This is a genomic window from Microbacterium sp. 2FI (assembly GCF_005502885.1).
In the GTDB taxonomy this organism is placed as follows: Bacteria; Actinomycetota; Actinomycetes; order Actinomycetales; family Microbacteriaceae; genus Microbacterium.
In genome coordinates this window covers 18,708-45,085 of the sequence record NZ_SCMR01000021.1, presented here as the reverse complement: position 1 = coordinate 45,085, position 26,378 = coordinate 18,708, and the positions used below count along the sequence as shown (strand labels likewise).

15 protein-coding genes are annotated in these 26,378 nt (G+C 68.7%); 3 read left to right on the top strand and 12 right to left on the bottom strand.

Features of this window, described 5'->3' with window-relative positions; translation table 11 throughout:
* Positions 1-32: 32 nt before the first annotated feature.
* The 11 genes from FFS15_RS15055 to FFS15_RS15005 form a co-directional block, all read right to left on the bottom strand.
* Positions 33-1,619: an FGGY-family carbohydrate kinase gene (locus FFS15_RS15055; RefSeq protein ID WP_137845863.1), complete on the bottom strand. Its 1,587-nt coding sequence runs from the start codon at positions 1,617-1,619 to the stop codon at positions 33-35.
* Positions 1,616-2,341, bottom strand: coding sequence for an L-ribulose-5-phosphate 4-epimerase (locus FFS15_RS15050; protein WP_137845862.1), 726 nt, complete (start codon positions 2,339-2,341; stop codon positions 1,616-1,618). The genes FFS15_RS15055 and FFS15_RS15050 overlap by 4 nt, the downstream gene beginning before the upstream one ends.
* On the bottom strand, positions 2,341-3,411 hold the full coding sequence (locus FFS15_RS15045; protein ID WP_137845861.1) for a sugar ABC transporter permease: 1,071 nt from the start codon (positions 3,409-3,411) through the stop codon (positions 2,341-2,343). The genes FFS15_RS15050 and FFS15_RS15045 overlap by 1 nt, the downstream gene beginning before the upstream one ends.
* Positions 3,408-4,484, bottom strand: coding sequence for an ABC transporter permease (locus FFS15_RS15040; RefSeq protein ID WP_137845860.1), 1,077 nt, complete (start codon positions 4,482-4,484; stop codon positions 3,408-3,410). Before FFS15_RS15040 ends, FFS15_RS15045 begins: the two co-directional genes overlap by 4 nt.
* A complete protein-coding gene (locus FFS15_RS15035) occupies positions 4,481-6,088 on the bottom strand; it encodes a sugar ABC transporter ATP-binding protein (protein ID WP_137845859.1) in 1,608 nt (535 codons plus the stop codon). The genes FFS15_RS15040 and FFS15_RS15035 overlap by 4 nt, the downstream gene beginning before the upstream one ends.
* Positions 6,089-6,209: 121 nt before the next feature.
* Positions 6,210-7,220, bottom strand: coding sequence for a substrate-binding domain-containing protein (locus tag FFS15_RS15030; protein ID WP_137845858.1), 1,011 nt, complete (start codon positions 7,218-7,220; stop codon positions 6,210-6,212).
* Positions 7,221-7,463: 243 nt separating this feature from the next.
* Entirely contained in the window at positions 7,464-8,438 is a 975-nt protein-coding gene (locus tag FFS15_RS15025; protein WP_249354103.1) for a LacI family DNA-binding transcriptional regulator, read from the bottom strand.
* Positions 8,439-8,492: 54 nt separating this feature from the next.
* On the bottom strand, positions 8,493-8,996 hold the full coding sequence (locus FFS15_RS18910; RefSeq protein WP_249354101.1) for a hypothetical protein: 504 nt from the start codon (positions 8,994-8,996) through the stop codon (positions 8,493-8,495).
* The gene (locus FFS15_RS15015; RefSeq protein ID WP_249354099.1) at positions 8,993-10,054 is read right to left on the bottom strand and encodes a DUF916 domain-containing protein; all 1,062 of its coding nucleotides are present in this window, start codon (positions 10,052-10,054) and stop codon (positions 8,993-8,995) included. Before FFS15_RS15015 ends, FFS15_RS18910 begins: the two co-directional genes overlap by 4 nt.
* Positions 10,055-10,132: 78 nt before the next feature.
* Complete coding sequence (locus FFS15_RS15010) at positions 10,133-10,780, bottom strand: hypothetical protein (RefSeq protein WP_137845854.1); 648 nt, start codon at positions 10,778-10,780, stop codon at positions 10,133-10,135.
* Positions 10,781-11,075: 295 nt separating this feature from the next.
* The gene (locus FFS15_RS15005; RefSeq protein ID WP_171013226.1) at positions 11,076-15,224 is read right to left on the bottom strand and encodes a beta-L-arabinofuranosidase domain-containing protein; all 4,149 of its coding nucleotides are present in this window, start codon (positions 15,222-15,224) and stop codon (positions 11,076-11,078) included.
* A gap of 248 nt (positions 15,225-15,472) precedes the next feature.
* Here FFS15_RS15005 and FFS15_RS15000 point away from each other — a divergent pair, with 248 nt between their 5' ends.
* Complete coding sequence (locus tag FFS15_RS15000; RefSeq protein WP_171013225.1) at positions 15,473-18,172, top strand: LamG-like jellyroll fold domain-containing protein; 2,700 nt, start codon at positions 15,473-15,475, stop codon at positions 18,170-18,172.
* A gap of 357 nt (positions 18,173-18,529) precedes the next feature.
* On the opposite strand, the gene FFS15_RS14995 is transcribed toward FFS15_RS15000, so the two are convergent.
* On the bottom strand, positions 18,530-22,042 hold the full coding sequence (locus tag FFS15_RS14995; RefSeq protein WP_137845851.1) for a LamG-like jellyroll fold domain-containing protein: 3,513 nt from the start codon (positions 22,040-22,042) through the stop codon (positions 18,530-18,532).
* 288 nt (positions 22,043-22,330) lie between these two features.
* Here FFS15_RS14995 and FFS15_RS14990 point away from each other — a divergent pair, with 288 nt between their 5' ends.
* Together FFS15_RS14990 and FFS15_RS14985 are read left to right on the top strand one after the other, a co-directional pair.
* Positions 22,331-25,255 (top strand): immunoglobulin-like domain-containing protein, encoded by a 2,925-nt coding sequence (locus FFS15_RS14990; RefSeq protein WP_171013224.1) that lies wholly within the window; start codon positions 22,331-22,333, stop codon positions 25,253-25,255.
* A 132-nt stretch (positions 25,256-25,387) separates the two neighbouring features.
* On the top strand, positions 25,388-26,338 hold the full coding sequence (locus tag FFS15_RS14985; protein ID WP_137845849.1) for an oxygenase MpaB family protein: 951 nt from the start codon (positions 25,388-25,390) through the stop codon (positions 26,336-26,338).
* Positions 26,339-26,378: the final 40 nt, after the last annotated feature.

Genomic DNA, 26,378 nt, shown 5'->3' with positions numbered 1-26,378 from the left:
CCTTCGGGGTCTTGCGGGGAGGAGGGCGGAGGTCAGAGCGCCTGGACGGCGGCTTGTTCGACGGCCAGGCCGTCGCGATAGCGGGTGAGGTAGGCGGCGAAGCCGGGAACGTCTTCGGAATCGGGGTCGACGACGTCGAAGTCCGCGCCGCGGAAGACGCGCTCGCGGAGGTAGTCGTCGAGGGTGGCCTCTTCGGCGACCGCAAGGTAGGCGGCGAGCACCGCGATACCCCAGGCCCCGCCCTCCGACGCGGTCTCGCCTACCGCGACCGGTGCGTCCAGTGCACCGGCGAGGAACCGCTGGGCGACTCCGGCGGTGCGGAACATGCCGCCGTGGGCGAACATGCGGTCGATCTCGACGCCCTCGCCGTCGAGCACTCGCATGCCGAGTGCCAGCGTGCCGAACACCCCGTACAGCTGCGCCCGCATGACGTTCGCCAGCGTGAAGCGACTGTCAGGCGTGCGTACGAACAGCGGCCGACCCTCGGTGAGCCCGGCGATCGGCTCGCCCGCGAGATGGTTGTAGGCGAGCAGCCCACCGGCGTCGGGATCCCCGTCGAGCGCCTCGCGGAAGAGCGCCTCGAAGACGTCGTCCGAGCTCAGCGTGCCGCCGGTCACCGCGGCGAAGCGGCTGAACATGCCCACCCACGCCGCGAGCTCGCTCGCGCCGTTGTTGCAGTGCACCATCGCCACCGGGTCGCCCGCGGGCGTCGTGACGAGGTCGAGTTCGTGGTGGCTGCTCGTCAGGGGGCGTTCGAGTACGACCATCGCGAAGATGCTCGTGCCGGCGCTCACGTTGCCGGTGCGCGGCGCGACCGAGCAGGTCGCGACCATGCCCGTGCCGGCGTCGCCCTCGGGCGGGCAGAGCGGGGCACCCGGCTGCAGGTCGCCCGACGGATCGAGGAGCGCGGCTCCCGCCTCGGTGAGCCGGCCGGCCTCCTGGCCGGCGACCAGCACCTCGGGGAGGATCTCGGAGATCTTCAGTCCGTACGCCCGCTCGAGGACGAGCTGGTCGAACTGCTCGAGCATCGTCGCGTTGTAGTCGTGGGTGGCCGAGTCGATCGGGAACATACCCGACGCGTCGCCCACGCCGAGCACCTTGCGCCCGGTGAGCTTCCAGTGGACGTACCCCGCGAGCGTCGTCAGGAAGCGCACGTCGCTGACGTGGGGCTCCTCGTCGAGCACCGCCTGGTAGAGATGCGCGACCGACCACCGCAGCGGAATGTTCTCGCCGAACAGCGCGGTCAGCACCCCGGACGCCCGCGACGTCGTGGTGTTGCGCCATGTGCGGAAGGGAGCGAGAAGCTCGCCCTCGGCGTCGAAGGCGAGGTAGCCGTGCATCATCGCCGAGACGCCGATCGCACCGAACGTCCGCGGTCGGACGCCGTGTCGGCGCTCCGCGTCGGCGAGCAGATCGGCGTAGGCGGCCTGGAGTCCCGCCCAGACATCATCGATCGCGTAGGTCCAGACGCGGTCCTCGAACCGGTTCTCCCACTCGTGACTGCCCACGGCGAGCACGGTCGCCGGGTCTGCGGCATCCACGAGGCATGCCTTGATCCGCGTCGAGCCGAGCTCGATGCCGAGAGTCGTGCGACCCGAGAGGATCGCCTCTGCCGTCATCGCTGGTCCCCCTCGTCGCGGCGCTCGTCGGAGGACTGGCCGTAGACGTTCTGGTAGCGGTCGTAGAGGCTGTCGATCGCCTCCTGCGGAATGGGGATGAGCGGACCGGCCTCGCGCGCGTAGTGCACGGTGCGTGCCACGTCCTCGACCATGACCGCGGCCTTCACCGCGTCCTTCGCCGAGACGCCGATCGTGAAGGGTCCGTGGTTCTGCATCAGGACCGCCCGCGACCGGTGGCCGGTGAGGGTCTCGACGATGCCGCGGCCGATCGAGTCGTCGCCGATGATCGCAAACGGACCGACCGGGATGGGTCCGCCGAACTCGTCGGCCATCGCGGTGATCACGCAGGGGATCTCCTCGCCCCGGGCAGCCCACGCCACCGCGAAGGTCGAGTGGGTGTGCACCATTCCCCCGACGTCCGGCATGTTCCGGTAGACGTACGCGTGCGCGGCGGTGTCGCTCGACGGGCTCCGTTCGCTTCCGGGCGTTCCCGGGATGACATTGCCGTCGAGATCGCAGAGGATCATGTTCTCGGCCGCGAGGTCGTCGTACGACACACCCGACGGCTTGATCACTAACAGGTCGGCGCCGGGCACGCGGCCCGAGACGTTGCCGCCGGTCCACACGATGAGCCCGTACCGCACGAGCTCGCCGTGGAGCGCCGCCACATCGGCGCGGACCGCGTCGATCGATTCCTGCACGTCAGGCGCGAAGTCGCTCATCAGGTCGTCCCTCGCCGGGTCAGCACGCGCTGCAGCAGCACGAACACGAGCAGGACGGCGCCGGTGATGATCGTGAGGTACTCGGGATTGATCGTTCCGTCCTTCGTGATGATGAGGCGCAGCGCCGCGATGACGAACACACCGACGACAGAGCCGAGCACATAGCCGTAGCCACCCGTGAGCAGCGTCCCGCCGATGACGACGGCAGCGATCGCGTCGAGCTCCCAGCCGATGCCGGTGACGTTCTGGGCCTTGCCGCCGACCTCCGCGGTGTAGACGATCGCCGCCAGACCAGAGAGCGCACCGGAGATGATGTAGATCCCCACACGGGTCCGCGCGACCGGCAGACCCATCAGCCCGGGCGAGGTCTCGCTGCCGCCGATCGCGTAGACCGTGCGCCCGCTTCGGCTGCGGTGCATGAAGAACATGCCGCCCAGCACGACGAGTACGGCGATGAGCAGGCCCGGAGTGATGGTGAAATCGTTGACCTTGGGCCCGTCGAAGATCTTCCAGTCCGTCGCCAGCAGATGGATCGGCGAGTCCTCGGGCGCCTGCACGGGCGTCGTCGAAAGGATGGAGGCAAGTCCCCGGGCGAGGAACATCATGGCGAGCGTCGCGATGAACGGCTGCACGCTGAAGTACTGGACCATGACGCCCGCGATCACGCCGAACAGCGCGCCGAACAGGATCATGAGCAGCATCGAGACCCAGCCGTTGATGCCGATGTTCATGAGCATGACGCCGGCGACCGAGCTGAACGCGACGACCGCGCCGACGGACAGGTCGATACCGCCCGAGACGATCACGATCGTCATCCCGACGGCGAGGATGATCGTCGGGGCGAAGCTGATGAGGAGGCTCGACATCGTTCCGGCGTGGAAGACCCTGCCGTACGCGACCTCGGCGTAGATGAGCATGCCGAACAGCAGCACGAGGGCTGCGAGCGTGGGGATCAGTGTCTGATTCCGCTCCCAGAGCCGCGAAAGACGAGCGGCGCTGGCGGTGTTCCTGCTCTCGGGCAGGTCGGGGACCGGGGGAACGGCGTCGGCGAGCGTGCTTGGAGAGCTCATGCGACGACCTCCTTCGAAACGGGTGCGGTCTGTTCCGCTGCGGGCGGGGCCGGCGTGTCCGACGACTTCGCGCGGCCGAAGGCCCACGAGCGCACGCGCTCGGACTGCAGCAGCACGAGGACGATGATGACGAGTGCCTTGAACGCCGGCGTCGCCGCGGCAGGGATGCCGAGGAACAGCACGGTCTTGTTGAGGGTCGCGATGAGGAGCGCGCCGACCGTGGAACCCACGATCGAGAACTTTCCGCCGGCGAGCGATGTGCCGCCGATGACGACGGCGAGGATCGCGTCGAGCTCCATCAGGTTCCCCGTGCCTCCCACGCTCACCGTCATCACTTCGGAGACGCTGAACAGACCGCCGACCGCGGCGAGTGCGGCCGAGAGGATGTAGACGCCGAACAGGATCGGACGAGGACGGATGCCGGCGAGCCGGCTCGCGTGCGGGTTGATGCCGATCGACTCGATCATGAGCCCGAGCGCCGTGCGGCGCATCGCCAGGGCGATGAGCACGACGATCGCGATGGCGAGCACGAAGCTCGTCGGGATGCCGAGGATCTGTCCGTTAGCGAGAAGGCGGAACGGCTCGTTGGTGGCATTGGTGTTCTGGCCACCGGTGATGACGCGTGCGATGCCTCGCGCGGCGAGCATCATGATCAGCGTCGTGATGAAGGGCTGCAGCCCGATCACCGAGACCAGGAAGCCGTTGATCGCACCGAGGACGATCGCGAGCGCGAGTGCGAGGCCGATCGCCGTCAGCATCGCGCCGACCGGCGACGACCCGTCCAGGCTCGAGAGGGTCTCCATCGCGACCGCCCCACCGACGGCCATCATCGACCCGACGGAGAGGTCGATACCGCCCGTGGCGATGACGAACGTCATCCCGAGGGCGATCATGATGATCGGCGCCGAAACGCGCAGGATGTCGAGGACGTTGCCCGTCAGCATCCCTGTCGTCGGGTTGACGCTCAACGCGAGGTAAGCCGGGTTCTTGATCGAGTTGATCAGCAGCAGCAGCGCGATGCCGACGATGGCCCAGAACCAGGGCGTGCGCAGCGCGATCTTCACGCGGCTCATGACGCGCTCCCTTCCTGGTCGGCGGCGGGTTCTCCGGCGGCGAGCTCTTCGGCGAGGGCTCCCGCGGTCTTCTCGGCTTCATCGCCCGACTCTGCGGCGATGATCGAGACGATGCTCTCGGCCGTGACTTCCGGTCCGTTGATGACCTCGCCCACCTTCTGATGGTCCTTGAGGATGACGATGCGCTCCGAGAGACGGACGACCTCTTCCAGCTCGGAGGAGATGAAGACGACGCTCATCCCGCCCTCGGCGAGCTCGGCCACGGTCTCCTGGATGTCGGCCTTCGCGCCGACGTCGATGCCTCGGGTCGGCTCGTCGAGAAGGAGCAGATCGGGGTTGGTGGCCAGCCACCGCCCGAGCAGCACTTTCTGCTGGTTGCCGCCCGAGAGGAGGCGAATGGGACGGTCGGGATCGTTCGGCCGTACGCTGAAGCGCTCCATGTAGGTCTTGACCAGCTGGTCGACCTCGCGCGCGGGCACACGACGCATCCAGCCGCGGCGGGCCTGGACGGCGAGCATGATGTTCTCGCGGACGCTCAGATCGCCGACGATGCCGTCTTCGCGACGGTTCTCGGTCGAATAGGCGATGCCGTGCGAAAGCCCCGCGACGGGCGTGTTCAGCGCGATCTTCTTGCCGCGGAGCCGGGTCGTCCCCGAGTCGGCTCTGTCGGCGCCGGCGATGAGCCGCGCGAGTTCCGTGCGGCCTGCCCCGAGGAGGCCCGCGAAGCCGACGACCTCACCGGCGTGGATCTCGAGATCCGTGGGCTCGATCGCGCCTTTGCGGCCGAGGTCGTCTGCGGCGAAGAGCGGAGTGACCGTGCGGTCGCGGTTCTCCGTCTGGCGATTGGAGCCGAGGGCTCGGAGCGTTTCGAAGTCCTTGCCGATCATCTTCGAGATGAGCTGCGTGCGGTCGAGGTCGCGCTTGAGGTACTCGCCGACGAACTTGCCGTTTCGCAGCACCGTGATGCGGTCGCTGATCGCGTAGACCTGGTCGAGGAAGTGGGAGACGAAGAGTATCGCGACGCCCTGGTCGCGAAGGCGGCGGATGACGCCGAAGAGCACCTCGACCTCGTTCGCGTCGAGGCTCGAGGTCGGCTCGTCGAGGATGAGGACCTTGGAGTCGGTCACCATCGCACGGCTGATGGCGACGAGCTGCTGGATCGCGATGGAGATCGATGAGAGGGGCGCGCGTGGGTCGAGGTCGCCGAGCCCCATCCGCGCGAGCGCCTCACGGGCGCGGGCATTGGTCTTGCGCCAGTTGATTCCCGTCCAGTCGTGGACCTCGTGCCCGAGCATGACGTTCTCGCCGATGGTGAGGTTCGTGCACAGATTGACCTCTTGGTAGACGGTCGAGATTCCCGCCGCCTGGGCGGACGCGGTGCCGGTGAAGTGCCGCGGCTGTCCGGCGACGACGATCTCGCCGGAGTCGATCTGGTAGACGCCGGTGAGCGCCTTGATGAGGGTGGACTTGCCGGCGCCGTTCTCGCCCATGAGGGTGTGGACTTCGCCGGGGAGCAGCCGGAAGCTGACGTCGTCGAGCGCCTTCACTCCCGGGAAGGTGATGGACGCGTTGCGGACCTCGACGATCGCGATCGGTTCAATCATGGCGGCGTGATTCCTTTGTGGTGCGAGACGGACGTACTGCATGGAGACGAGAACGAGCGGGGGCCGCCGGAACGGCAACCCCCGCTCGCATCACTTCTCGTCTCGTCGACGCTGGGTCGGATCAGAAGCCCTTGCCGTCGTCGATCGCGGCCTGGCCGGCCTCGGGCGAGTCGAAGTTCTCGCCGGGGACGATGATGTTCTTCTCGACCTCTTCGCCCGCGAGCGCAGCGTTGACCGCGTCGACGGCGAGGTCGCCGAAGAAGGGGTTGTACTGGGCGACGAAGCTCAGGTCGCCCGCGGCGAGCGCCTCGAGGGCCGGCGTGGTGCCGTCGATCGTGGCGATCTTGACGTCGGTGCCCGGAACGAGACCGGCCGCAGTCACGGCAGCAGCCGCTCCGATGCCCATCTCGTCGTTCTGGGCGAAGACGAACTGGAGGTCGGGGTTCTCCTTCAGCACGGTCTCGATGACCGACTTGCCCTCGTCAGCGGTCCAGTTGGCGGTCTGCGCGCCGATCTTGTTCCAGCCGTCTGCGCCCGCGATTGCGGCCTCGAAGCCCTCGTTGCGCTCATTGACGACCGAGAGACCGGGGACGCCCTCGAGCGTGAAGTAGTTCGCGCCCTCGGGGAAGGTCTCGACAGCCCAGTCGCCCACGGCGCCGGCGACGTTCACGTTGTCGGGGGCGATGCGCGTGACATAGAGGTCATCGCTGGAGTCGACACCGCGGTCGAGCAGGATGACGGGGATCTCGGCCTCCTGGGCGAGTTCCAGCGAGTCGTCCCAGCCGGACGCCTCGGTCGCGGTGAGGAGGATCACGTCGACCTCGTCGTTCACGAACGTCGCGAACGCGTCGATCTGCGACTTCTGGTCGGTCGGGCTCGCAGCAGGAGCGTACTTCAGGTCGAAGCCGGCCTCCTGCGTGAACGCGTCCTTGATCGCCTGCTCGTTGGCGTTGCGCCAGCCACCCTCGGGGCCGACCGCGACGAAGCCGACCGTGACCAGGTCGCCCTCGCCACCGGTGTCTCCGTCGCTGCCGCTGTCGGTGTCGCCGCCGGCACAGCCGGCGAGGCCGAGGGCGAGCGCCCCTGCACCGACGAAGCCGATAAGTCCGAGCATCCGCTTCTTGATAGCCATCTCTTCTCCTCCTTGAGACTCCCCGACGCTCTTGGTCGGGGAGAAGTCCCTGTGCCCCAGCGGGACACTCTCGGGTGTGCGAGACCATTGTGCGCGCTAACAAGCCCGTGGCGCAACTCAAATCTCCAGATTCGTTACATCTCCGTTACCGCGAACATCCACCGTCGTTCAACGAAGGGGCCTTCGGGCTCTGTGCGGGCGCGCGAAAGGATCCCCCCGCACCGGCTGCGAGCGGGGTTCAGCTCAGGCGCGGGCCGGCGGCGCGCTCGAGCCGCGGACGATCAGGCGAGGCTCGATGATGTCGTGCTCCGCGATGTCATCGCCCTCGATGGCGGCGATGATGATCTGCAGCGCGAGCGATCCGAGCGCCGCGAAGTCCTGCCGCACGGTCGTCAGCGGAGGAAGGAAGTGGCGCGCGTCGGGAAGGTCGTCGAAGCCGACCACGCTGACATCCTCGGGCACGCGCAGGCCCCGTTCCGCGAGGCCGTGGACGAGGCCGAGCGCCATCTGGTCGTTGGCCGCGAACACCGCCGTCGTGCCGGAGAAGTCGTAGGTCTTGCCGAAGGCGTAGCCGTAGTCGGAGGTCCAGTCGCCCACGACGGGCGGGGCGATCTCCAGGCCCGCGTCTGCGATCGCATCGCGCCAGCCCTGCTCGCGCGCACGGGCGTCATACCAGTCCAGCGGTCCGGACAGGTGCGCGATCGAACGATGGCCGAGTTCGATCAGGTGCATCACGGCGGCCATCGCCCCCGCGCGCTGATCTACGGCGGCGGTATGCATCTCGGCATCCGGCTCGGCCTTGATGACGAGGGTCGGCAGCCCGGTGCTCTGCTGTCGCAGCATGTCGAGTGACGAGGCGCGAGGAGCGATGACGCACAGTGCATCGACGCCCTGGGTGACGAGTTCGACGACGCCGGTTTCGATCTGCGCCGCTTCGTCGTCGGAGATCGAGAAGGCGCTGATCGCGTACCCGGCGTCGCGGGCGGCGCTCTCGATCGCGCGGAGCGTGCTGTTCGGGCCCCACTGCACGGGGCTGTCCACCAGCACGCCGATGCGCATTGCGCGGCGGGTGGCGAGCGCGCGGGCGATCGAGCTGCGGGTGTAGTTCATCTCGTCGATGGCCTGGAGAACCCGCTCACGCGTGGACTCCCGGATGTTCGGGTGACCGTTGATCACCCGCGAGACCGTCATGTGCGAGACGCCCGCCTGCTTCGCCACGTCATAGATGCTGGGCCGTTGCCAACCCCGTGTCGCCTGCTCGGACATCGCCGCTCACCTCGCTTTCTTGCTGACCACATCGTAGGGGGCCGCGGCAGGAGCGCCGGGCACCGCCGCGATGAGGTGTGCGAGCAGCCAGGCCGCGGTGATGTGAGCTCCGTCCGTGCCGGGCTGTGCGGTGCTGCCGGGCTTGCCCGTGCTGCCGTGGTTCGCCGGCTTCTCAGGCTTTCCCGGATGCACGGGATGTCCGGGCTTGTCGGGCTTGTCGGGCTTGTCGGGCTTGTCGGGCTTGTCGGGCTTGTCGGGCTTGTCGGGCTTGTCGGGCTTGTCGGGGGGACCGGGATGCCCCGGGTGGCACGTATGCACCGGGTGACCGCGCCGGGGATGGCCGTGTCCACCGCTGTGGGGATGGCACGCGAGCGGCTCGATCACGACCGAGACTTCGACGCCCTCGGGATCGGGCTGCTCGTCGGCAGCGGCAAGGCCCGAGGGAACGAGCACCAGCGCCGCGACCAGCGACGCGGCGACGCCGGACCGCATTGTCCGCATCAGCGTCATACCGTCTCCTCCGAACGCTCCGCAGCGCGGCGTCCCTCTTCCCTCGCGTCGGCGAGGAGAGTGTCGAGGCGACGCCGTGAGCGGATCCGCCCCCACACGACGGCGCCGATCACCAACACGATTCCGAGGACGACGATGAGCTGCGGCCAGGGTACGGCCCACGTCACGACCTCCGCCACCACCGGAGTGAGGGTCGACGTCTCGCCGTCCATCGTGACCACCACCGGATCGAGGATGACCTTCACGGGAACGACGAAGAGGGGCCAGACCCCGTCGACGACGGCGGTCATCGTGCGGGTGTCGCCGGGCAGGAGCTCCTGCGTGATCTCCCCCTCGACGGGGAATGCGACCGATCCTGTTCCGGCCTCGACGACGCCCTCGGCGATGAGCCGCGTGTTGCCGGTGTTGACGACGTCGAAAGTCACCGTCATCTCGCCGGGACGCAGCGGATTCCATGACAGCGCGTACGTCGAGACGACATCCTCCACAGCGGCCGCCGGGGTGATCTCACCGGTGACGCGGGTGAGGACGCGGAAGCCGATGCGGCTCTCGACGCCGACGCTCGCGCCGTCGTCGCCGGACTGCACCGACAGGATCGAGGCGGTGATGCCGGCGGCATGGTCGCCGGGTTCGGCCGTCTCGGGGACCGTGATGTCGAACGGCACGACGACCGTCTCACCGGCGGCCACGGTCACGTCGTCGGGAATCGATATCCACGTGCCGGAGTCGACGGATTCCTGATCGGCGGGGAGCATGTCGAAGCGTCCCGTGCGGGTGTAGAACCCGTCCGCGGCGGCGAGGCGGAAGGTGACCTCTTCGGCACTGACGTTTCGGACCGCGAAGTGATCCGAAACGGAGTCCCCGGGATCGATGTCGTGCTCGACAGCAGAACGACCGTCGGGACCTGACTCGTCGGCCGGCGTCACCGACCAGCGAATCTCCGAATCGTCAGCCGTGTCGGCCGCGGCAGGGAGTGCCGTCGAACCGAATGCCGCGGCGAGGACGACAGCGAGCAGCGCGCGAAGCACGCCGCCGGGTCGCGAGGTCAGGTGAGGCACGATGGTGAATCCAGACGTCAGGGTCGGGGCCGTGGAACGGCCCCGACCCGATTCAACACGAATCAGTCGCGGATGCGATCAGATGCCGTCTTCCCACAGGGTGAGCGTCAGGGTCGCCGTGTAGTTGCCCGGGGCGACGTCGACGGGCGTCTTCAGGAACAGGTCGGCGTTCGCCGTCCACACGCCCTGCGTCAGCTCGCCGTCCAGGTTCGGAGCGAACGCGAGCAGCTCTTCATTGACGAGGCCGACGTTGTTCGCACTGGGCGTGCCCGGCGTGCCCAGCGTGGGGTCGTCGTGCACCGTGACGATCTCGTCACCCGCGAGCACCTGCTCGTCATCGCCCGAGAGCAGCGCAGGGACCCAGCCGAGGCTTCCGGCCGAGATGTCCGGCACGCCGGCCGCCGAGAATGCCGACGACTGACCGGTGACGTACCAGTACTGGTCGGCGGGCGTCTCTTCGCGGTCGTCCGTGATGGTGACAGTCGGGAGCACGCCATCGAACTGACGGAGCTCGGGGTCGGCCGAGTCGACCTCGGAGAGCGCGGTCGAGTTCGCAGCGACACTCATGGTGAGCGCGCCCACCGGCTCGATCGCCTCGATGCTCACGGTGACGTCGACGTCATCGCCCTCGATCTCGTCGGCGATCGCGACGCCGGCAACGCCGATCAGCATCATTCCGCCGAGCGCGCCGACGGCGGTGCGGGCGAAGATCCCTCGCTTGTTCATTGTGTTTCTCCAATCCCGAGCCGGCATCCCTGCCGGGCCGAATGTTCGCGAGCGACCGGACCATCCGGCCTTCGGGTCTCGCAGGACCTCAGCTGACGCTGATCGCCCAGTACTGCTGGTCGATGTGCGGTGCGACGCGGAATCGGTCACCGACGGCTGATCGGTTGCGAATTCGTTCGAGCATGGTGCACCTTTGCTTGTGATCCCTCAGTGGATCGTCGTGGCTCGCGGGCAATGTTACCGGCAACAGTTAGCGAGAACAAGACCCGAAATCGGTTTCGAGTTTTCGAAGGCGTCATCCACAGGTGTGGGCCGGATACGCGACCGGCACGCTCACCGATACCGGCTCTTCATCGACCGTCGCGGTCGCCGCCACCGTGATCTCCCCCGACGCGACGTGGGCCGTGCGCGTCGTGAATGCACTCGACACCGACTTGCCCCGGGCGACCGCCGCGAACTGCTTCACGCCGTACGCGGTCGTCACCGTCAGCGCCACCGGCACCTCCGACCCGTTCGACGCCTGCACCGTCATGACCGCCTTCCCCGCCACGCAGCGGAAGGCCACGATCGCCGATATCTCGAGCGCCGGCTGAGGAGCAGCCCGCACGATCTCGATGCGATAGGTCGCCGTCGTCGTGTGGTCCTGCGCGGTCGAGCGCAGCGTCAGCACCGTGGGCGCGTCACCCTCGGCGAGCGCCACCGTTCGCGGCAGGGTGTCGTCGATGAGCACGTCGCCCACGTATACGAGGCCGCTCGGCACCGCCGGATCCGCATCGAAAGTCGCCGTCGTCGCATCCTCGGCAACGGTCGCCGTATAGGCGTACACGCCGTCCGCGAGCGTGGGGTTCAGCATCCCGTCCTCGAACGCGAGCGCCGTGAGATCGGCATCCGTCGCGAAAGCCGTCTTCGACGAGGTGTACACGCCGTAGACGCCACCGACGTAGCTCGTGCCGTTGCCCTGGAAGCGCACGGTGACCACGGGGATCTTCTCGCCGTCCTCGTCGAGGACGTACTCCCCCGCCTGGTTGCGCTTGTAGCTGTCGTTCGCAGGGATGCCGGCGAGCACCGCGGCCGGGATCTCGTCGTACTGCACGTACCAGTTCGTCGATCCGCCCGCGTTGGTGATGCGCTCGTTCTTCAGCAGAACGTCGTTGAGGTACACGTCGAATGTGCGCCCGTTGTCGCCGCCGAAGTAGCGCACGCCGAGGTAATTCTTCGGCAGCGAGGGGTCGACGATCATGTCGTACTGGAAGTAGGCATCCGTCGCGATCTGACCGTCGCGGTAGCCCTCACCCAACCACACGCCGACACCCGACTTGTTGTAGGAGTAGTTCTTGTCTGCCTCGCTGTTGTTGTTGTCGAACGACGTGAGCGAGTCGATCGTCGTCTCCTCGACGCGCAGCTGCTGCTTCTCCTTGAGGATCAGCTCCTGCGCCTGCGGCGAGTCGGGCTCGACGAGGTCCATGTAGATCGCGTAGCGGGCGTTGTAGAGGCTGTACCACGGCTCGAACGTGAGCGCCTCCGACGCGGCATCCGCATTCCGCATCGTGAAGCGCATCGTCGAGACGCCGTTGAGGTTCTCGCCGTCCTCGATGCGCACCAGGTTCTCGGCGATCCCCGCCTTGAACGCCTCGGCGTCGTCGACGACGACGTCGTTGCTCACCGACTTATCGGCCACGCTCATGCGCACGAGCACGCCGGCGACGTAGGTGGCGCCGACGTTCGTGCGGTTGAGCTCGGTCGCCAGGAGCACCGGGCCATACGCGAAGGCGACCCAATTGGGGTTCTCGGTGTCGTCGATCACGCGGACCTCGGCCGGGAGTTCGTAGACGAGCTCGTCGCCCGCCTCGACCTCGAGCACGACGTAGCCGTCCTGCGTGAGGGCCGAGACGTCCTGCGCCTGCCCGTTGACGGTGAGGGTCGGCGTCGCGGCAGCCCAGCTCGGAATCCGCAGGCGCAGCGTCGTGCCGTCGGCGAGCTCGCCGCCGTCGATCGCCTCGACCGAGTACGTCACCGTCTCGTCGGCCGGCACGTCGGCGGTCTGTGTGAGCCGCAGGTTGTGCGCGTCGTCGGTGTAGACCGACGAGCGGAACATGTTGACGTAGACCGACGACCCCTTGCGGAAGTAGATCGAGTCGCCGAGCTTGGTGAAGCTCTCGGTCGCGGTGCCGTGGTCGCACCAGAACTCGTCGACCGGGTTGCCGAACACCTTCGCGTACCCGGCCTGCATCGGCTGGAAGTACGTCATCATGCCGGTCTCGGGGTTCTGCTGCGCGAGGATCGCGTTGATGTAGGTGTGCTCGTAGAAGTCGGGGTACTTCACATCGGGCTCGACCTGGAACAGCGCCTTGGTGAGCTTGAGCATGTTGTACTCGTTGCAGATCTCGGACGTCGAGTTCTCGCCGTAGCCCGAGGTCGTGCCGTTGGTGGCGTGCTCGTGCAGCTCGTCCGCCCCGTGGAAGTGCTCGGACTGGCTGTTGCCGCCGTTGGCGTAGGTGTGGTCGTCCACCACGATCTGCCAGAAGTTCTCGGCAGCGGTGCGGTACATGCCGAGGTTGCTCTTCTCGGCCGCCGTCAGTGTCTCGTAGAGGTGCGGGTTGTCGGTGAACACGGTGTAGCGCTTGAGCGCGCCGACCAGCTTCGGGATCGTCGTGTTCGCGTGCTTGCCGTCGAGCACATCCTGGCCCGCGGCGAGCTGCTGGAAGAGCGTGACCTCGTCGAAGTACTCGGCCGCACGCTTGTGCGCGGGGTTCTCGGTGATGCTGTACAGCTCGTACAGCGCCTCGTTCATGCCGCCGTACTCGGTGTTCAGGATGCTGGCCGGGTTGGCCTGGCGCCCCGCCCAGTCGCGCACCCAGGTGCCGAAACCGCTCGCGACCGCGAGAGCCGTCTCCGACACTTCAGCCGGTGCGTACGCGTGCGCGTCGAGGAGCCCGGCGAGCACCTTGTGGAGGTTGTAGAACGGCACCAGCAGGCCGCCGCCGCCGCTCGGAAGGACGGTCACGGAGAAGGGCGAGACATAGCCGGCATTGCCCGGATTCGCGGTGGCGAATGCGGTCTGCGCGGCCGCGAGTCCGTCGACCGCGGTCGTGAGCTTGGCCAGCAGCTGGGCCTTGCGGGCGGGGTCGGTCTCGGTCGTATAGGCCTGCGAGAGCGCCGAGATGTAGTGGCCGAAGAAGTGGCCCTGGAACCGCGTGCCGCTGGTGCGCTCCCACCCGCCGTAGGGTGCGGCCGTCGTGGGGAGCCCGGCCTGCGTGTAGAAGCCGTGGAGGAAGCGCTCGGGATCGAGGCTCAGCAGGTAGTCGACCATCTTCTGGTTTCCGTTGACCAGGTAGGGGTCCTCCAGCAGCACCTCGCTCAACTCGGTCTCTTCGAGGTAGACGGAGGTGGAAGCCCCGCTCCGGGGTACGGTGAGCTCGTACGACTTCGTCACGGGCGCGCTGCCTCCATAGGTCCCGGTCGCGGTGAGCGTCACCGTCGCATCGGCGCCTTCGGGACGCGTGACGGTCGCGGCACCGCCGTCGATCGCGACGACATCGGAGTCTGACGACGTCCATGAGATCGCGGTGCCGTTCGTCGACTGGGTCGGAAGCCCGAAGCTCGTCGACGCCGTCGACGGGACGGTGAGTCCGTCGAGCGCGCCCTGGGCCACGGCCGCGGGATCGAATGACGGGTCGTTCTGCTGCGTGAGGGTCACGACATCCTCGACGGTGGCGACGCCGTTGTAGAGGGTGTAGTCGTCGAGCAGCCCGTTGGCATGCGCACCGTTGTACTGCGGGCCGTTGTAGCCGAGGGTCTTGACCGTCGTGCTCTCCCCCACGATCAGCCCCGTGGCAGTTCCCGTCGCGGGGTACTTCACGGTCGCGATCTGGCGCACGCCGTTGCGGTAGAACTGCACGTCCTTGGTCGCCTTGTCGTAGGTTGCGACGATGTGGGTCCACTGCCCCGTGGGGAAGAAGCCGGCGCGGGCCGTGTCGACGGCGACCTTGTAGGGCTGACCGCTCGCCGGGCCGATCGACAGCGCGAGGGGCGATCCGTCACCCTCGGACGTGAGGTACCACCCCGGAGAGTTGTAGGGGAGCTTGCTCCACGCGAAGACCTGCTCCCCCGTCATGGCGACGTTCGGCTTGTACCAGAACGACACCGTCAGGTCGGCCGGCTGCAGGTACGCCGCGGTGCCGAGGCGGATCGCGTTGGAGCCGTTCAGGTTGAAGGCCTGTCCACTGATGCCGGCGCCGTAGACCTCGGCGCCCTTCTGCATCGTCACGGCGGCGGCGTTCGGACCCGCGTCGGCGAGGCTGCCGTCGAAGCGCAGGTCGAGCACCTTCGACGCCTCGATCGAGACTGGGGCGGCGAGCGCCGCCGTGGGTGCCGTGAACGCCAGTCCGCCGGCGGCGAGGACGGTCGCTGTCACGACCGCCACTGCTCTGCGGATCTTGTTCATGGGATGCAGATTCTTCGCCAAGGCAGGGCTCCTTCGTCCTGTCGAACCTGACCCGGCCGGCCGCGCGACGGTGCTGTTACCGCTATCAGGTATATCCATTGTTAGCGCGAACGAGCCATCGCGTCAAGGGATTGACGAACTCCGTCAGATGATTGCCGCATCGGAGCGTGAGCGCTAACATGCACACGGCGCGACGCATGCACTCCGATTGCATGCAACCTTCAACCGCGCACAGCGAAGGAGCTGGAGTGATTCTCACACGTCGAACGGTCTCCCCACCCACCGAGCGCAGCGACCCCCAGCGTCGCACGCGCTCCCTTCTCGCGGCAGCGCTCGGCGCAGCGCTCATCCTCACCGCGCTGGCGCCCGCCGGTGCCGCACCGGCGGTTGATACCGTCCCGACGTCGGGCCTCGTCGCCGACTACGCGTTCGACCAGACCACGGGTGCCAGCATCCCGAATCGTGTGAGCGGCGGGGCCCCCGCCACCGTCGTGAACGGCACCGACGCGCACTGGAGCGGCTCGTCGCTGGTGTTCGCGGGCGGTGCGAAGACCAGCGCGACCGCCAACTGGGTGCGCCTGCCCGACAACATGCTCAGCGGCAAGGCCTCTGCCACCGTCACGATCGAGACGAAGCTCGACGCGACGATGAAGAACAACTGGAACTTCCTGTGGAACATCGGGAGCAACTCCACCACGCAGTACTACTTCGCGTCGGTGCGCGACAACGCCCGCACCGCGATCACCGCTTCCGGTGGTGGCGGCGAGGTGAACGCGCGCTCGGGCACCGCCCTCGGCGCGAATCGCTGGTACAGCCTGACGTCGGTCATCGACGGAGCCGCCGGACGCATCACGTTCTACGTCGACGGCGAGCAGGTCGCACAGGCGCCTACCACGCTGACCCCGGCATCCATCACCGATCAGACCCTCAACGCGATCGGCCGCGCGCCGTACCCCGACCCGATGTACAAGGGCGAGGTGTCGTCGTTCCGCGTCTACGACCGCGCTCTCACGGCCGCCGAAGTCGAGGACGTGTCGGTGGCGGATGCCGCGCTCCATGCCTCCGCGCACGAGCAGGCCGCCCAGGTCGTGCTCGACAGCGTCGCCGACCTCACCGTCGACGAGCGCGTCACGACCCTCCCCGACTATGCCGGGCGGGTGTCGTGGACCTCGTCGTCGACCGTGCTCGAGGTCGGCGCCGACGGGCTGACGCTCACCGCGGATCAGCCGGCCTCCGGCGAGGCGGCGATCGAGGCGACGCTCACCGCGACGGCCACCGTCCGCGGGGCGAGCGTCTCGCGCGACGTGCCGGTGACGGTGCTGCCGACACCCGCAGCCACCGACCCGTACGGCTACGCGATGGTGCACTTCATCGAGGATTCCGCGGGCTACGCCGAGAAGATCTACCTCGACGTCTCGCGCGGCGACAACCCCGAGCACTGGGACCCGCTCAACGGCGGAAAGCCGATCCTCGCGTCCGACCTCGGCACCACCGGCATCCGCGACCCGTACCTCACCTACAACCCCGAGACCGCGACCTACTACATCATCGCGACCGACCTGCGGGTGTTCGGCGGGAACAACGGCGTGAGCGGCTGCACCACGTGGTGCTACTGGAGCTCGCAGGGCAGCACGAAGCTCAACGTCTGGGAGTCGAAAGACCTCGTGACCTGGAGCGATCTGCGCCAATTCGATGTCGCCCTCTCGGATGGCGCCGAAGTCGCCGAGCTCGGCATGGCGTGGGCGCCCGAGGCCACATGGGTCGATGACTACCACCCCGACGGCAGCGGAGCGTTCGTCGTGTACTGGTCGTCGAACGTCTACGCGAACGAGGCGCACACCGGCTCGTCGTACTCGCGGATCCTGTGGGGCGCGACCCCCGACTTCACGCAGGAGACCTACGATTACGGCGGCGTCTTCATCGATGCCGGCGGCAACACGATCGACACCACGATCATCCAGGACGAGGGCAAGACCTACCGGATCACGAAGGACAACTCGGCGGGCAAGGGCATCTACATGGAGTCCACGACCGCGAGCCAGTGGTGGACCCCGGCCGCCACCTGGACTCAGCTGCAGTCGCAGATCGGCGCGGTGTGGTCCGGCGGCAACGCCGGCGGCGTCGAAGGCCCGGCGGTGTTCCAGCGGCACGGCGAAGACAAGTGGTACCTCTACGTCGACGTCATCCCGTCCACCGGCTACCGGCCGATGCAGACCACCGATCTCGACGCAGGCTGGTCGCAGCTGGTCAGCCCCGGCTTCTTCATGGCGCCCAGCACCAAGCACGGCGGCGTCGTCTCGCTCACGAAGGCCGGCTACGACACGCTGCGTGAAGCGGATGCCGCATCCGCCGTGACGACCGATCTCGGCGCCGTCGAGGTCGAGGCGGACGCCGCCGAGGCCGACGTGCGTGCCGCACTCCCCGCCTCGGCCGAGGTCGTCATGGCCTACGGACGCGGCACGGCCTCGCAGCCGGTGACGTGGGACCTCACGGACGTCGACACCGGCACTCCGGGCAGCTACGAGGTGACCGGCACCGTGCGCACGATCGGTGCGAACCTCAACCAGTGGGTGGGTGCGGGCGGCTCGACGGCATGGAACGCGACGGGCAAGCAGCTCTACAGCTCGACCGCGGTCACGGTCACGGCCGACGTCGTGGTCGCAGCCCCCGTGCTGCCGGTCACGGTCGTCGCCGACACGCGCTGCGTCGCCGGCAAGGCCGTGCTGACGGTGCGCACGACGAACGACGGCACCGCAGCGGTGGGGCTCGACGTCGACAGCGCGTACGGGACGAAGACCTACGTCGCCGCACAGCCCGGCAAGACCACGGCCACCGCCTTCACGACGCGGCAGCCCGCGATCGGCGCCGGCACGGTCAGCGTCACCGTCACCGCGGGCGACGACAGCGCCGAGGCTTCGGCCGGGTACGCCGCCGCGACCTGCGGGTAGTCGCACTTCGGGCAAGCGCCCCGCCGACCCTCAGGTCGGCGGGGCGCTTCGCGCTGTCGGGCTCACCTGCCCGGGTGCGCGCGCCGCGGCATCCGTCGCCCCCGTCGCATCGCCCGCGGCATCCCTCCCCACCCGTCTGCGCAGCCGAGTGCACGACATGTCGTCGAGTGCACGGCTTCGCCGCGTGGCGAAGCCGTGCACTCGACGGTACGCCGTGCACTCGCGGTGAAGCGAGGGGGACGGGGAGAAGGGATGAGGGATGCTGAAGCACGGGGCCAGGGCGCGCGACAGCGCGTCGCGGGGAGGATATTCACCCGCGACGCGCGTCGCATCGGCCGCCGCGCGGCCGGGTCAAGGTCAGCCGCAGGTGGCCGTGGGGTAGCCGACCTGCTGGTCTGCGGTCACCGTCTCGCCGCCGATCGTGGCCGCGGCGGTCAGCGAGATCGTCCCGGCGGGGATCGCCTGCTGACGGGTCGTGAACGACGTCGACGAAGTCTTGCCCGCGGCGACCGCCGCGAACGTCTTCGACCCGTACGCACCCGTCGCCGTCACCGACACCGGCACGCCCTCGGCGTTGCTCACCGCCAGCACCTGCACGACCTTGCCCGCGACGCAGCGCGCCGACACCACCGCCGACACGTCCAGCGACGGCTCGGGGTCGCCGGTCACCGTGACCGTCACCGAGACGGTCCGGTTGTCGGGAGCCACCTCCTCGTCGCCCTCCATGTCGAAGACCGGCAGGCCGTCGGCGGCCCAGTGGACGCGCCGCACGAACATGTCGCGGCCACTCAGGCCCTCGTTGTCGGTGCGTGCATGGAAGACGTAGAGGAGGTTGTCGTCCTCATCGTGCGACCACATCCCGTGACCGGTGCCCAGCTGCCAAGCGCCGTTGAAGACGCCCGACTTCTGGATCGGGTAGTTGAGCTTCGACCAGGCCGCGGGATCGGTGAGATCGACCCCGGCGCCCGCCGTGGCCGTCGCGAGTCCGGTGGTGTAGCTGTCGCCGACCGTCGATCCGGAGTAGATCAGGTTCAGCACCCCGTCATGGGCGAACACGTTCGGCCCCTCGGCGATCGTGTTGTCCCACGCGTACTCCGGCGCGAGGATGCGCACCGGCTCCGATGTGAGCCGGGTCGGATTCGCCGGGTCCATCTTCGCGATGAAGAGCGAGCCGAGCATCTGCCAGATGTAGTACGACTGCCCGGAGTCCTCCAGATACGTCATGTCCAGTGAGATCCCCTGCACGCTGTTGAGCGCACCGCCGCCCGAGCGGAGCACCTTCTGCGGCTTGCTCCAGTTCGCCGGCACAGCCGGATCCAGGTCGTTGCCCGCGGCATCCTGCTGCAGCTGCATGATGCTCGCGCGGCCGGTCCACATGTCGGGCTGACCGTTGGAGCCGTTGTAGCAGGGCATGAACAGGATCGAGAGCTTCTCGTCGATGACGTGATACTCCGGTGCCCAGAAGCACCCGGTCATGACACCGCCATCAGCGTCCGTGTCGCCGCGGCGCAGGAGGTCGATCTCGATGTTGCGGCCCGCGTCGATCGCCTCGTCCGAGAGGTCCTCGATGCTGTCGGCGATGCGGATCGGCATGTGCCCGCCGCCCTGCGGGTTGATGTTGCCGCCGTAGATGTCCTCCGTGGCGATCATCAGGAACTTCTCCTGCCCGTTCCAGTCGTAGCGGAACACCGACGGATCGGCCCGCTCGTCCGCGAACGGCGTCGCGTACTCGGTCTGCTTCACGGTCCCCGTCACCTCGTAGGTGCCGGGAACCGCGGTGTCGACGGCGTCGACGGATGCCGCATCCCACGCGATCGCACGCGAGGCGTCGGAGCCGTCGTCATAGGCGAGCTGGGCACGCTGCGGCAGGTCTGCCGCGCCGAAGGCGTCGCCCTCCTCGATCGTCACGGTGTCGAACTCGGCCACACCGGTGTTGATGATGCGACCGAAGCGCACCTGGAGGGCTTCCACCGTCTCGGCGTCGACGGGGAGCGCGTTGCCCGTCGCGTAGTTCGGGATGCCGGTGCCGGTGACACCCGACGTGGCCTCGATCGTCCCGCGCTGGGCGGCGGTGCGCCCGATGCCGCCGGCCAACTCGGTGAACGTCGTGTACATCGCTGCGCCCGCGTCGGACGTCCAGCTGACCACGTACCGGTCGGCGGCGGTGTCGTACACAGCCGCCGGCTGGTTCACTCCGCTCGTGACGCCGAGGTCGATCATGCCGACCTCCTCGTACGAACGCAGGTCTGCGCTCCGCGCGAAGAGCATGCGCGCGGTCTGGGTGCCGTCGGAGGCGCCGCCGCGTGCGGTGCGCGTCGCCACGACACCGAACCCGCCGTCCGCGAGGCGGAAGAGGTGCGGGTCCTTCAGGCTCCGGATGATGCCGTCGCTCGTGCCGTTCGCCGGCGGGGTCGTGGAGGTCTTGGCGAAGAAGATGCCGTAATTCTCGTTCAGCGGGGACCAGCCTTCGCCGTCCTCCAGCGCGAGGTGCATGCTGAGCGCGACGTCGGCGTTGTTCGCCTCGGTGACGGAGGTCGGCACTCGGTTGTAGGCGAGGAGCTGCGTCGTGGTGGCGGCCGGGAGCACCCGCACAGCGAAGGTCCGGTCGACGCCGGCACCGGTCGACTCATCGGTGACACGGACGGTGATCTCGGCATCCGTCCCGACCTCCGAATCGGAGACGATCGCGTCGTCGACGGTCACTCCTGCGCTGACCGACGTCACCTCCACGGCGGTGCCGGCAGGAGCCGCAGGAAGCGGTGTGCCCGACTCCACCACGGAGGGGATGACGAAGCGGGACGCGAGGCGCGCCGCACGATCCGCCGCGGACTCGGTCGAGGGGAGCACGGTAACGGTGATGGTCGTCGTGGCGGTGAAGCCCCGCACCGTGGCGGAGGCGGTGAGCTCGACCTCGACGGCGGGCTGCCCCGCCAGCGGTGCGTTCACGGTGCCGTCGGGGGCGACGACCGACGGATCGCTCGAGGACCATGTCACGCGTCCGCTCGCGGTCGGAAGGTCGATGTCGGTCGACGTCTCGCGGTCGACGAGGCCGAGGGAGTCGAGAATCGCCTGCGCCTGCGCCTGAAGCACCGCGGCGTGCGGCGCGGCATCGGCGGCCGCGACGTCGGTGACCTCGGTCGCCGAGAGCGCGCGGTCGTAGACGCGGAAGGACGAGATCGCGCCCTGGAAGAGCGGGTCCGGCCACGGCGCGCGGCCGATGGTGTTCAGCGACTGGTCCGCGACGTCGCCCGGCGTGAACTCCATCGGACCGTGGGCGACGCGCGTGCCGTTGAGGAAGAGGGATGCCGTACCCGCCGCGCCGTCGACGACCGACGCCACATTGACCCACTGGCCGGCCGTGATGCCGCACGAGCTCGACGAGACGAGGCGCTCGACCCCGCCCGCCTTGATGCCGACGAGCGGCGAGCGCCCCGAACCGCAGTTCAGTGAGGCGAAGAAGTACTCGGTCGCCGAGGACTCGTTTCCGATGTTCCAGAGGAAGTGGAAGCCGTTGAGCATGGCCTGCGTAGCCTGGACCTCGGCCACGACGGTCGCCGACTCCGCCCCGGCGAGCAGGCCGTCGGGCAACTCGACCCAGTTCCCCGTCGAGGTCTTCGCGCCGCCGCGCAGGGTGAGCGCGGAGCCGGTCCAGTCCGAGGCCTGGAGGTTGCGGACGGTGGCGGGGCCGAAGTCCGATCCGATCGCGCCGTTGGGCACCTCGCTCCCCGACGCCTGCGAGAACGCGTAGGCGGCGACGAGGCCGTCGGTGGGGGGTTCGGCGGCCGCGGACGTCACGCCCATGCCGAGGACCATCGCGCCGGCGGCGGTGAGGACCAGTGCGCTTCTTCGAGCGCGTGAAGACAGACTCATATCCACTCTCCGTCAAGTGACTGCACATCATCGAACAGGCTGTTATCGCTCACACTAGCGTCAGTGTTACCGATAACGGAATAGTTCCCCGCACGCTTGACATCGCTCAGCCGCGCATCTAGCGTGGGGCTGATCCGGAGTGTTTCCGGTAACACCGAGAGTCCGCAGACCGCGCAGCCGCGGTCCACAGGATTGCGCGATGACGCACAACGAGTCTGCCGAGACGGCGACGTCCACGGTCTGGGGTTCCTCGCATCGCCGCAATCGACGAGAGCGAGGAAGCAGAGCGTGAGAACGCGAAACCGATCCCGATTCCTGGCGAAGGGCGGTGCGGTCGCGACCGCGATCGCCCTCGCCGTCACCGGCGCCGTCGTACCGACGGCGGCCAATGCCGCCATCAGCGCGCAGCCCCTCATCCACTACAGCTTCGACGCCGCCTCGGGCACGACGATCGCCGATGCGAGCGGCAACGGCCACGACGCCATCCTGCGGCAGAGCGGCGGCAGCGTCGCTGACGGCAGCCTGTCGCTTCCCGGCGGCGCACGCGGCACCGCGGCGTATCTCGAGATCCCGACCGCTCCCCTGGTGGGCAAGAAGGACCTCACCATCTCGACGTGGCTCTCGCCGCGATCGGGCGCCGGCAACACGGCGGCCGCGTTCATCGGCGCCCCCGTCGCATCGGGCGCCTCGTACTCCTCCGGCTACTGGCTGCTCAACCCCGCAAACCCGAGCGGGTATGTGAAGTCCGTCGTCACGAACTCCGTCAACGCCGGCGCTCCGTGGAGCACGGAGGTCGGCCCCGGCGGCACGAACTCGGCGACGGTCGGAGCGCGGACGCCTGCCGGGCTGAGCCTCTACACGACCGTCATCGACGGCACCACGGGCCAGCTGCGCGTGTACATCAACGGCACCCGCATCGCGCAGAACACCATCGCGCGCGACGTCGCCGCGTTCGGCCCCACCCTCGTCGCGAGCCTCGGCCGCTCCACGTACAACGACACCAGCTGGAACGGCCTCGTGGATGACTTCGCCGTCTACGCCTCGGCGCTGACCGACGCCGACGTGCAGTCGCTCTACAGCTCGCAGGCGCTCGACCGCGCGGTCGCGGGCGTGTCCGTCCCCGCTTCGGCCACGAGTGACTTCACGGTGCCGCTGACGAGCGCCGGCGTCGCCGTCGCGTGGGCGTCGGACAGCCCGGCGATCGCCGTGACCGGCTCGACCGCCGATGTCACGCGCCCCGCCGCGGGCACAGGGGACGCGAACGTGACCCTGACGGCGACGTTCACCGTGGGCGCAGAGACACGGACCCAGACCTACGCGGTCCTCGTGCCGCAGGAGATCCCCGACTCGGAGAAGGTCGCGAACGACCTGGCCGCGATCGAGATCCGCAACCTCGACAACATCCGCACCAACTTCTCGGTGCCGACGTCGGGTGCCGAGGGCTCCGCGATCGCGTGGGCGGTGGCGCCCGCCGGCGCGGCGAACGCCGCCCTGCGCGACGGTGTGCGGGCAGACTCGCGCACGGTCGAGGTGCAGCGGCCCGCCGCGGGCTCCGAGGCCGTGACGGTCGAGCTGACGGCGACGGCCACGAACGGCTCGGCCACGGCATCCCGCACCTTCTCGGCACGGATCCAGCCGATGCCCGGTGGCACCACGCAGACCGAGGCGTACTTCTGGACCTTCTTCACCGGCGAGGGTCAGGGCGCCGAGCGCGTCAGCATCGCGGCATCCAAGGGCAACGACGCGCTGAGCTGGAACACCCTCAACGCGGGTCAGCCGATCTTCACGTCGACGGTCGGCACGCAGGGCCTGCGCGATCCGTTCATCATCCGCGCACCCGAAGGCGACAAGTTCTACATGATCGCCACCGACCTCAAGGTCGCCGGGCTCGCGGGCGGGTTCACCACGGCGCAGATCTCGGGCTCGAAGTACATCGAGGTCTGGGAATCGGACGACCTCGTGACCTGGTCGGACCAGCGTCACGTGAAGGTGTCGACCGACTACGCCGGCAACACGTGGGCGCCGGAGGCGTACTGGGATGAGGAGCTGGACACGTTCGTCGTCTTCTGGGCCTCGAACCTCTACCCGACGACCAACACCGCCGACCGCACCGCGGTGACGTACAACCGCATGATGTACGCGACCACGGACGACTTCGTGACCTTCTCGGACGCGAAGATCTGGACGGACGTGCCCCGCGGAACCGGTCGAGGGATGATCGACTCGACGGTCGCGAAAGTGGACGGCGTGTACCACCGCTTCACGAAGGACGAGGCGAGCATGACGATCCGCCACGAGAAGTCGACGGACCTCCTCGCGACGATCACCGGCACGCTGCCCGGCACCACCGGCGCGGCGGACCAGTGGACCCTCGTCAAGGAGCGGGTCGCGAGCGGCCTGCCCAACGGCGAGCCGGGCGGCACCTACTCGAGCGGCGAGGGCGCGAACATCTTCCCCGCCAACGACGGTGACGTGAACGGCCTGGACTGGTTCCTCTTCATCGACCAGCCGGACTACCACGGCGGACCCAACCACTACGTGCCGTTCGGGACGGACGACCTGAACGACGGCGACGCCTGGCAGGCGCTCGGCACGAAGCTCCGCCAGGGACTGCCGCAGAACGCCGACGGCGGCAAGCCCCGCCACGGCACCGTGATCCCGGTCACGCGCGCCGAGTATCAGAAGGTGCTCGAGGCATACGCGCCGAACATCGCCGTCGCCTCTGTCGCGGCGATGGACGTGACGACGGCCACCGGCGTCGCGCCGGTGCTTCCGCAGGCGAAGCTGACGAAGGTCGACGGCTCGCAGCAGACCGTCGACGTCGTCTGGGAGACCGTGGACGCGTCGGAGTACGCCGCACCGGGGACCTTCACGGTCTCGGGTGTCGCGCAGGACGACTCGCGCATGCCGGTCGAGGCGACGGTGACCGTCGAGGCTGCGATCCACCTCGACGTGACCGCCACGTCGCGGTGCGTCGCAGGCAAGGCAGTCCTGACGGTGAAGCTGACCAACGAGGGCACCGATGCCGCGGCAGTCGAGGTCTCGACCCCGTACGGCACGAAGTCGGCCACTGTCCTGGCGGGCAAGTCGACCTCGTACGCCTTCACCACGCGACTGGCTTCGCTGCCGGCCGGCGCGGTGAGCGTCGAGGTCACCCAGGGCGCCGGAACGGGAACGGTGACGGCCGCCTACGAGAACCGCTCCTGCGGTTGACGGCAATCCGGCCGCGGCTCTTCGCCGCGCCGTGAGACCCGGGCCCTCGGTGGATTCGTCCACCGGGGGCCCGCTCTTTCCGACCTCAGGGGCCGCGGCCGCGGCATCCGCTCGGCATGGCACGCTGGGGGTGTGACCACGGACACGTCCATCGCCCGGCTGCGCGCACGTCTGCTCACCGCCCTGTCCGGCGATCCGGACGGGACGCCGCCCTGGGTGTGCGAGCTCGCCGAGGGCGACGACGCCGGCTGGTTCCCCGAGAACGGCCCCGCATGGACCGTCCATGCCGGCATGGGCACGATGGTCGCGGGCATCCGCGCGCTGCTCCTGCAAGCCCTGCACCCCGGCGCCCTCGCGGGCGTGCACGACTGGTCGCGCTACCGCGAGGATCCGATCGGCCGACTCACCGGCACCGTGCGGTGGGTCATCTGCCTCACCTACGGCTCTCGCACGCAAGCGGCACACGAGACGGCCCGCGTCGGCCGGTTCCACCGCCGCGTCGCGGGCACGTACCGTGCGGCGGACGGCACCGATCAGGCGTACTCGGCCGCCGACCCCGAGCTCCTCGAGTGGGTGCATCTTGCCTTCACCGACGCATTCCTGTCATGCCATCAGCGGTGGGGCGGTGCGATCCCCGGCGGCGCCGACGCCTACGTGCAGGAGTGGGCGACGGCCGGTCGGCTGATGCATGTCGCCGATCCGCCGACCTCTGAAGCCGATCTCCGCCGCCGGCTCGACGACTACCTCGCGCGCGGCACGCTGCGGCGCGACGCGCGGGTCGACGACGTCGTGCGGTTCCTGCGGCGACCGCCGTTCCCCGATTCCCGTTCGATGTCGCTCGCGTACCGAGTGCTCTTCGCGAGCGCGGTGGCGACCATCCCGCGCCGGTACCGCAAGCTGCTTGGGCTCCGGCGGAGCCCGCTTCCCGTCGTCACCGCCACCCGTCTGGTGCTCGCGACCACGGCGAAGGCCCTCGGCTCGGGTCCTCGAGCGCAGGACTTCGCGCGCCGGCGACTGCGGCGCCTGGAGGAGGTGGATGCCGCGTCCCCGGTCTCTCCGGGCGGCCCGGCTCGGGCGACCTGACGCCTGCGCAAACGGGAGTGGCCCGCGGCCGACAGACCGC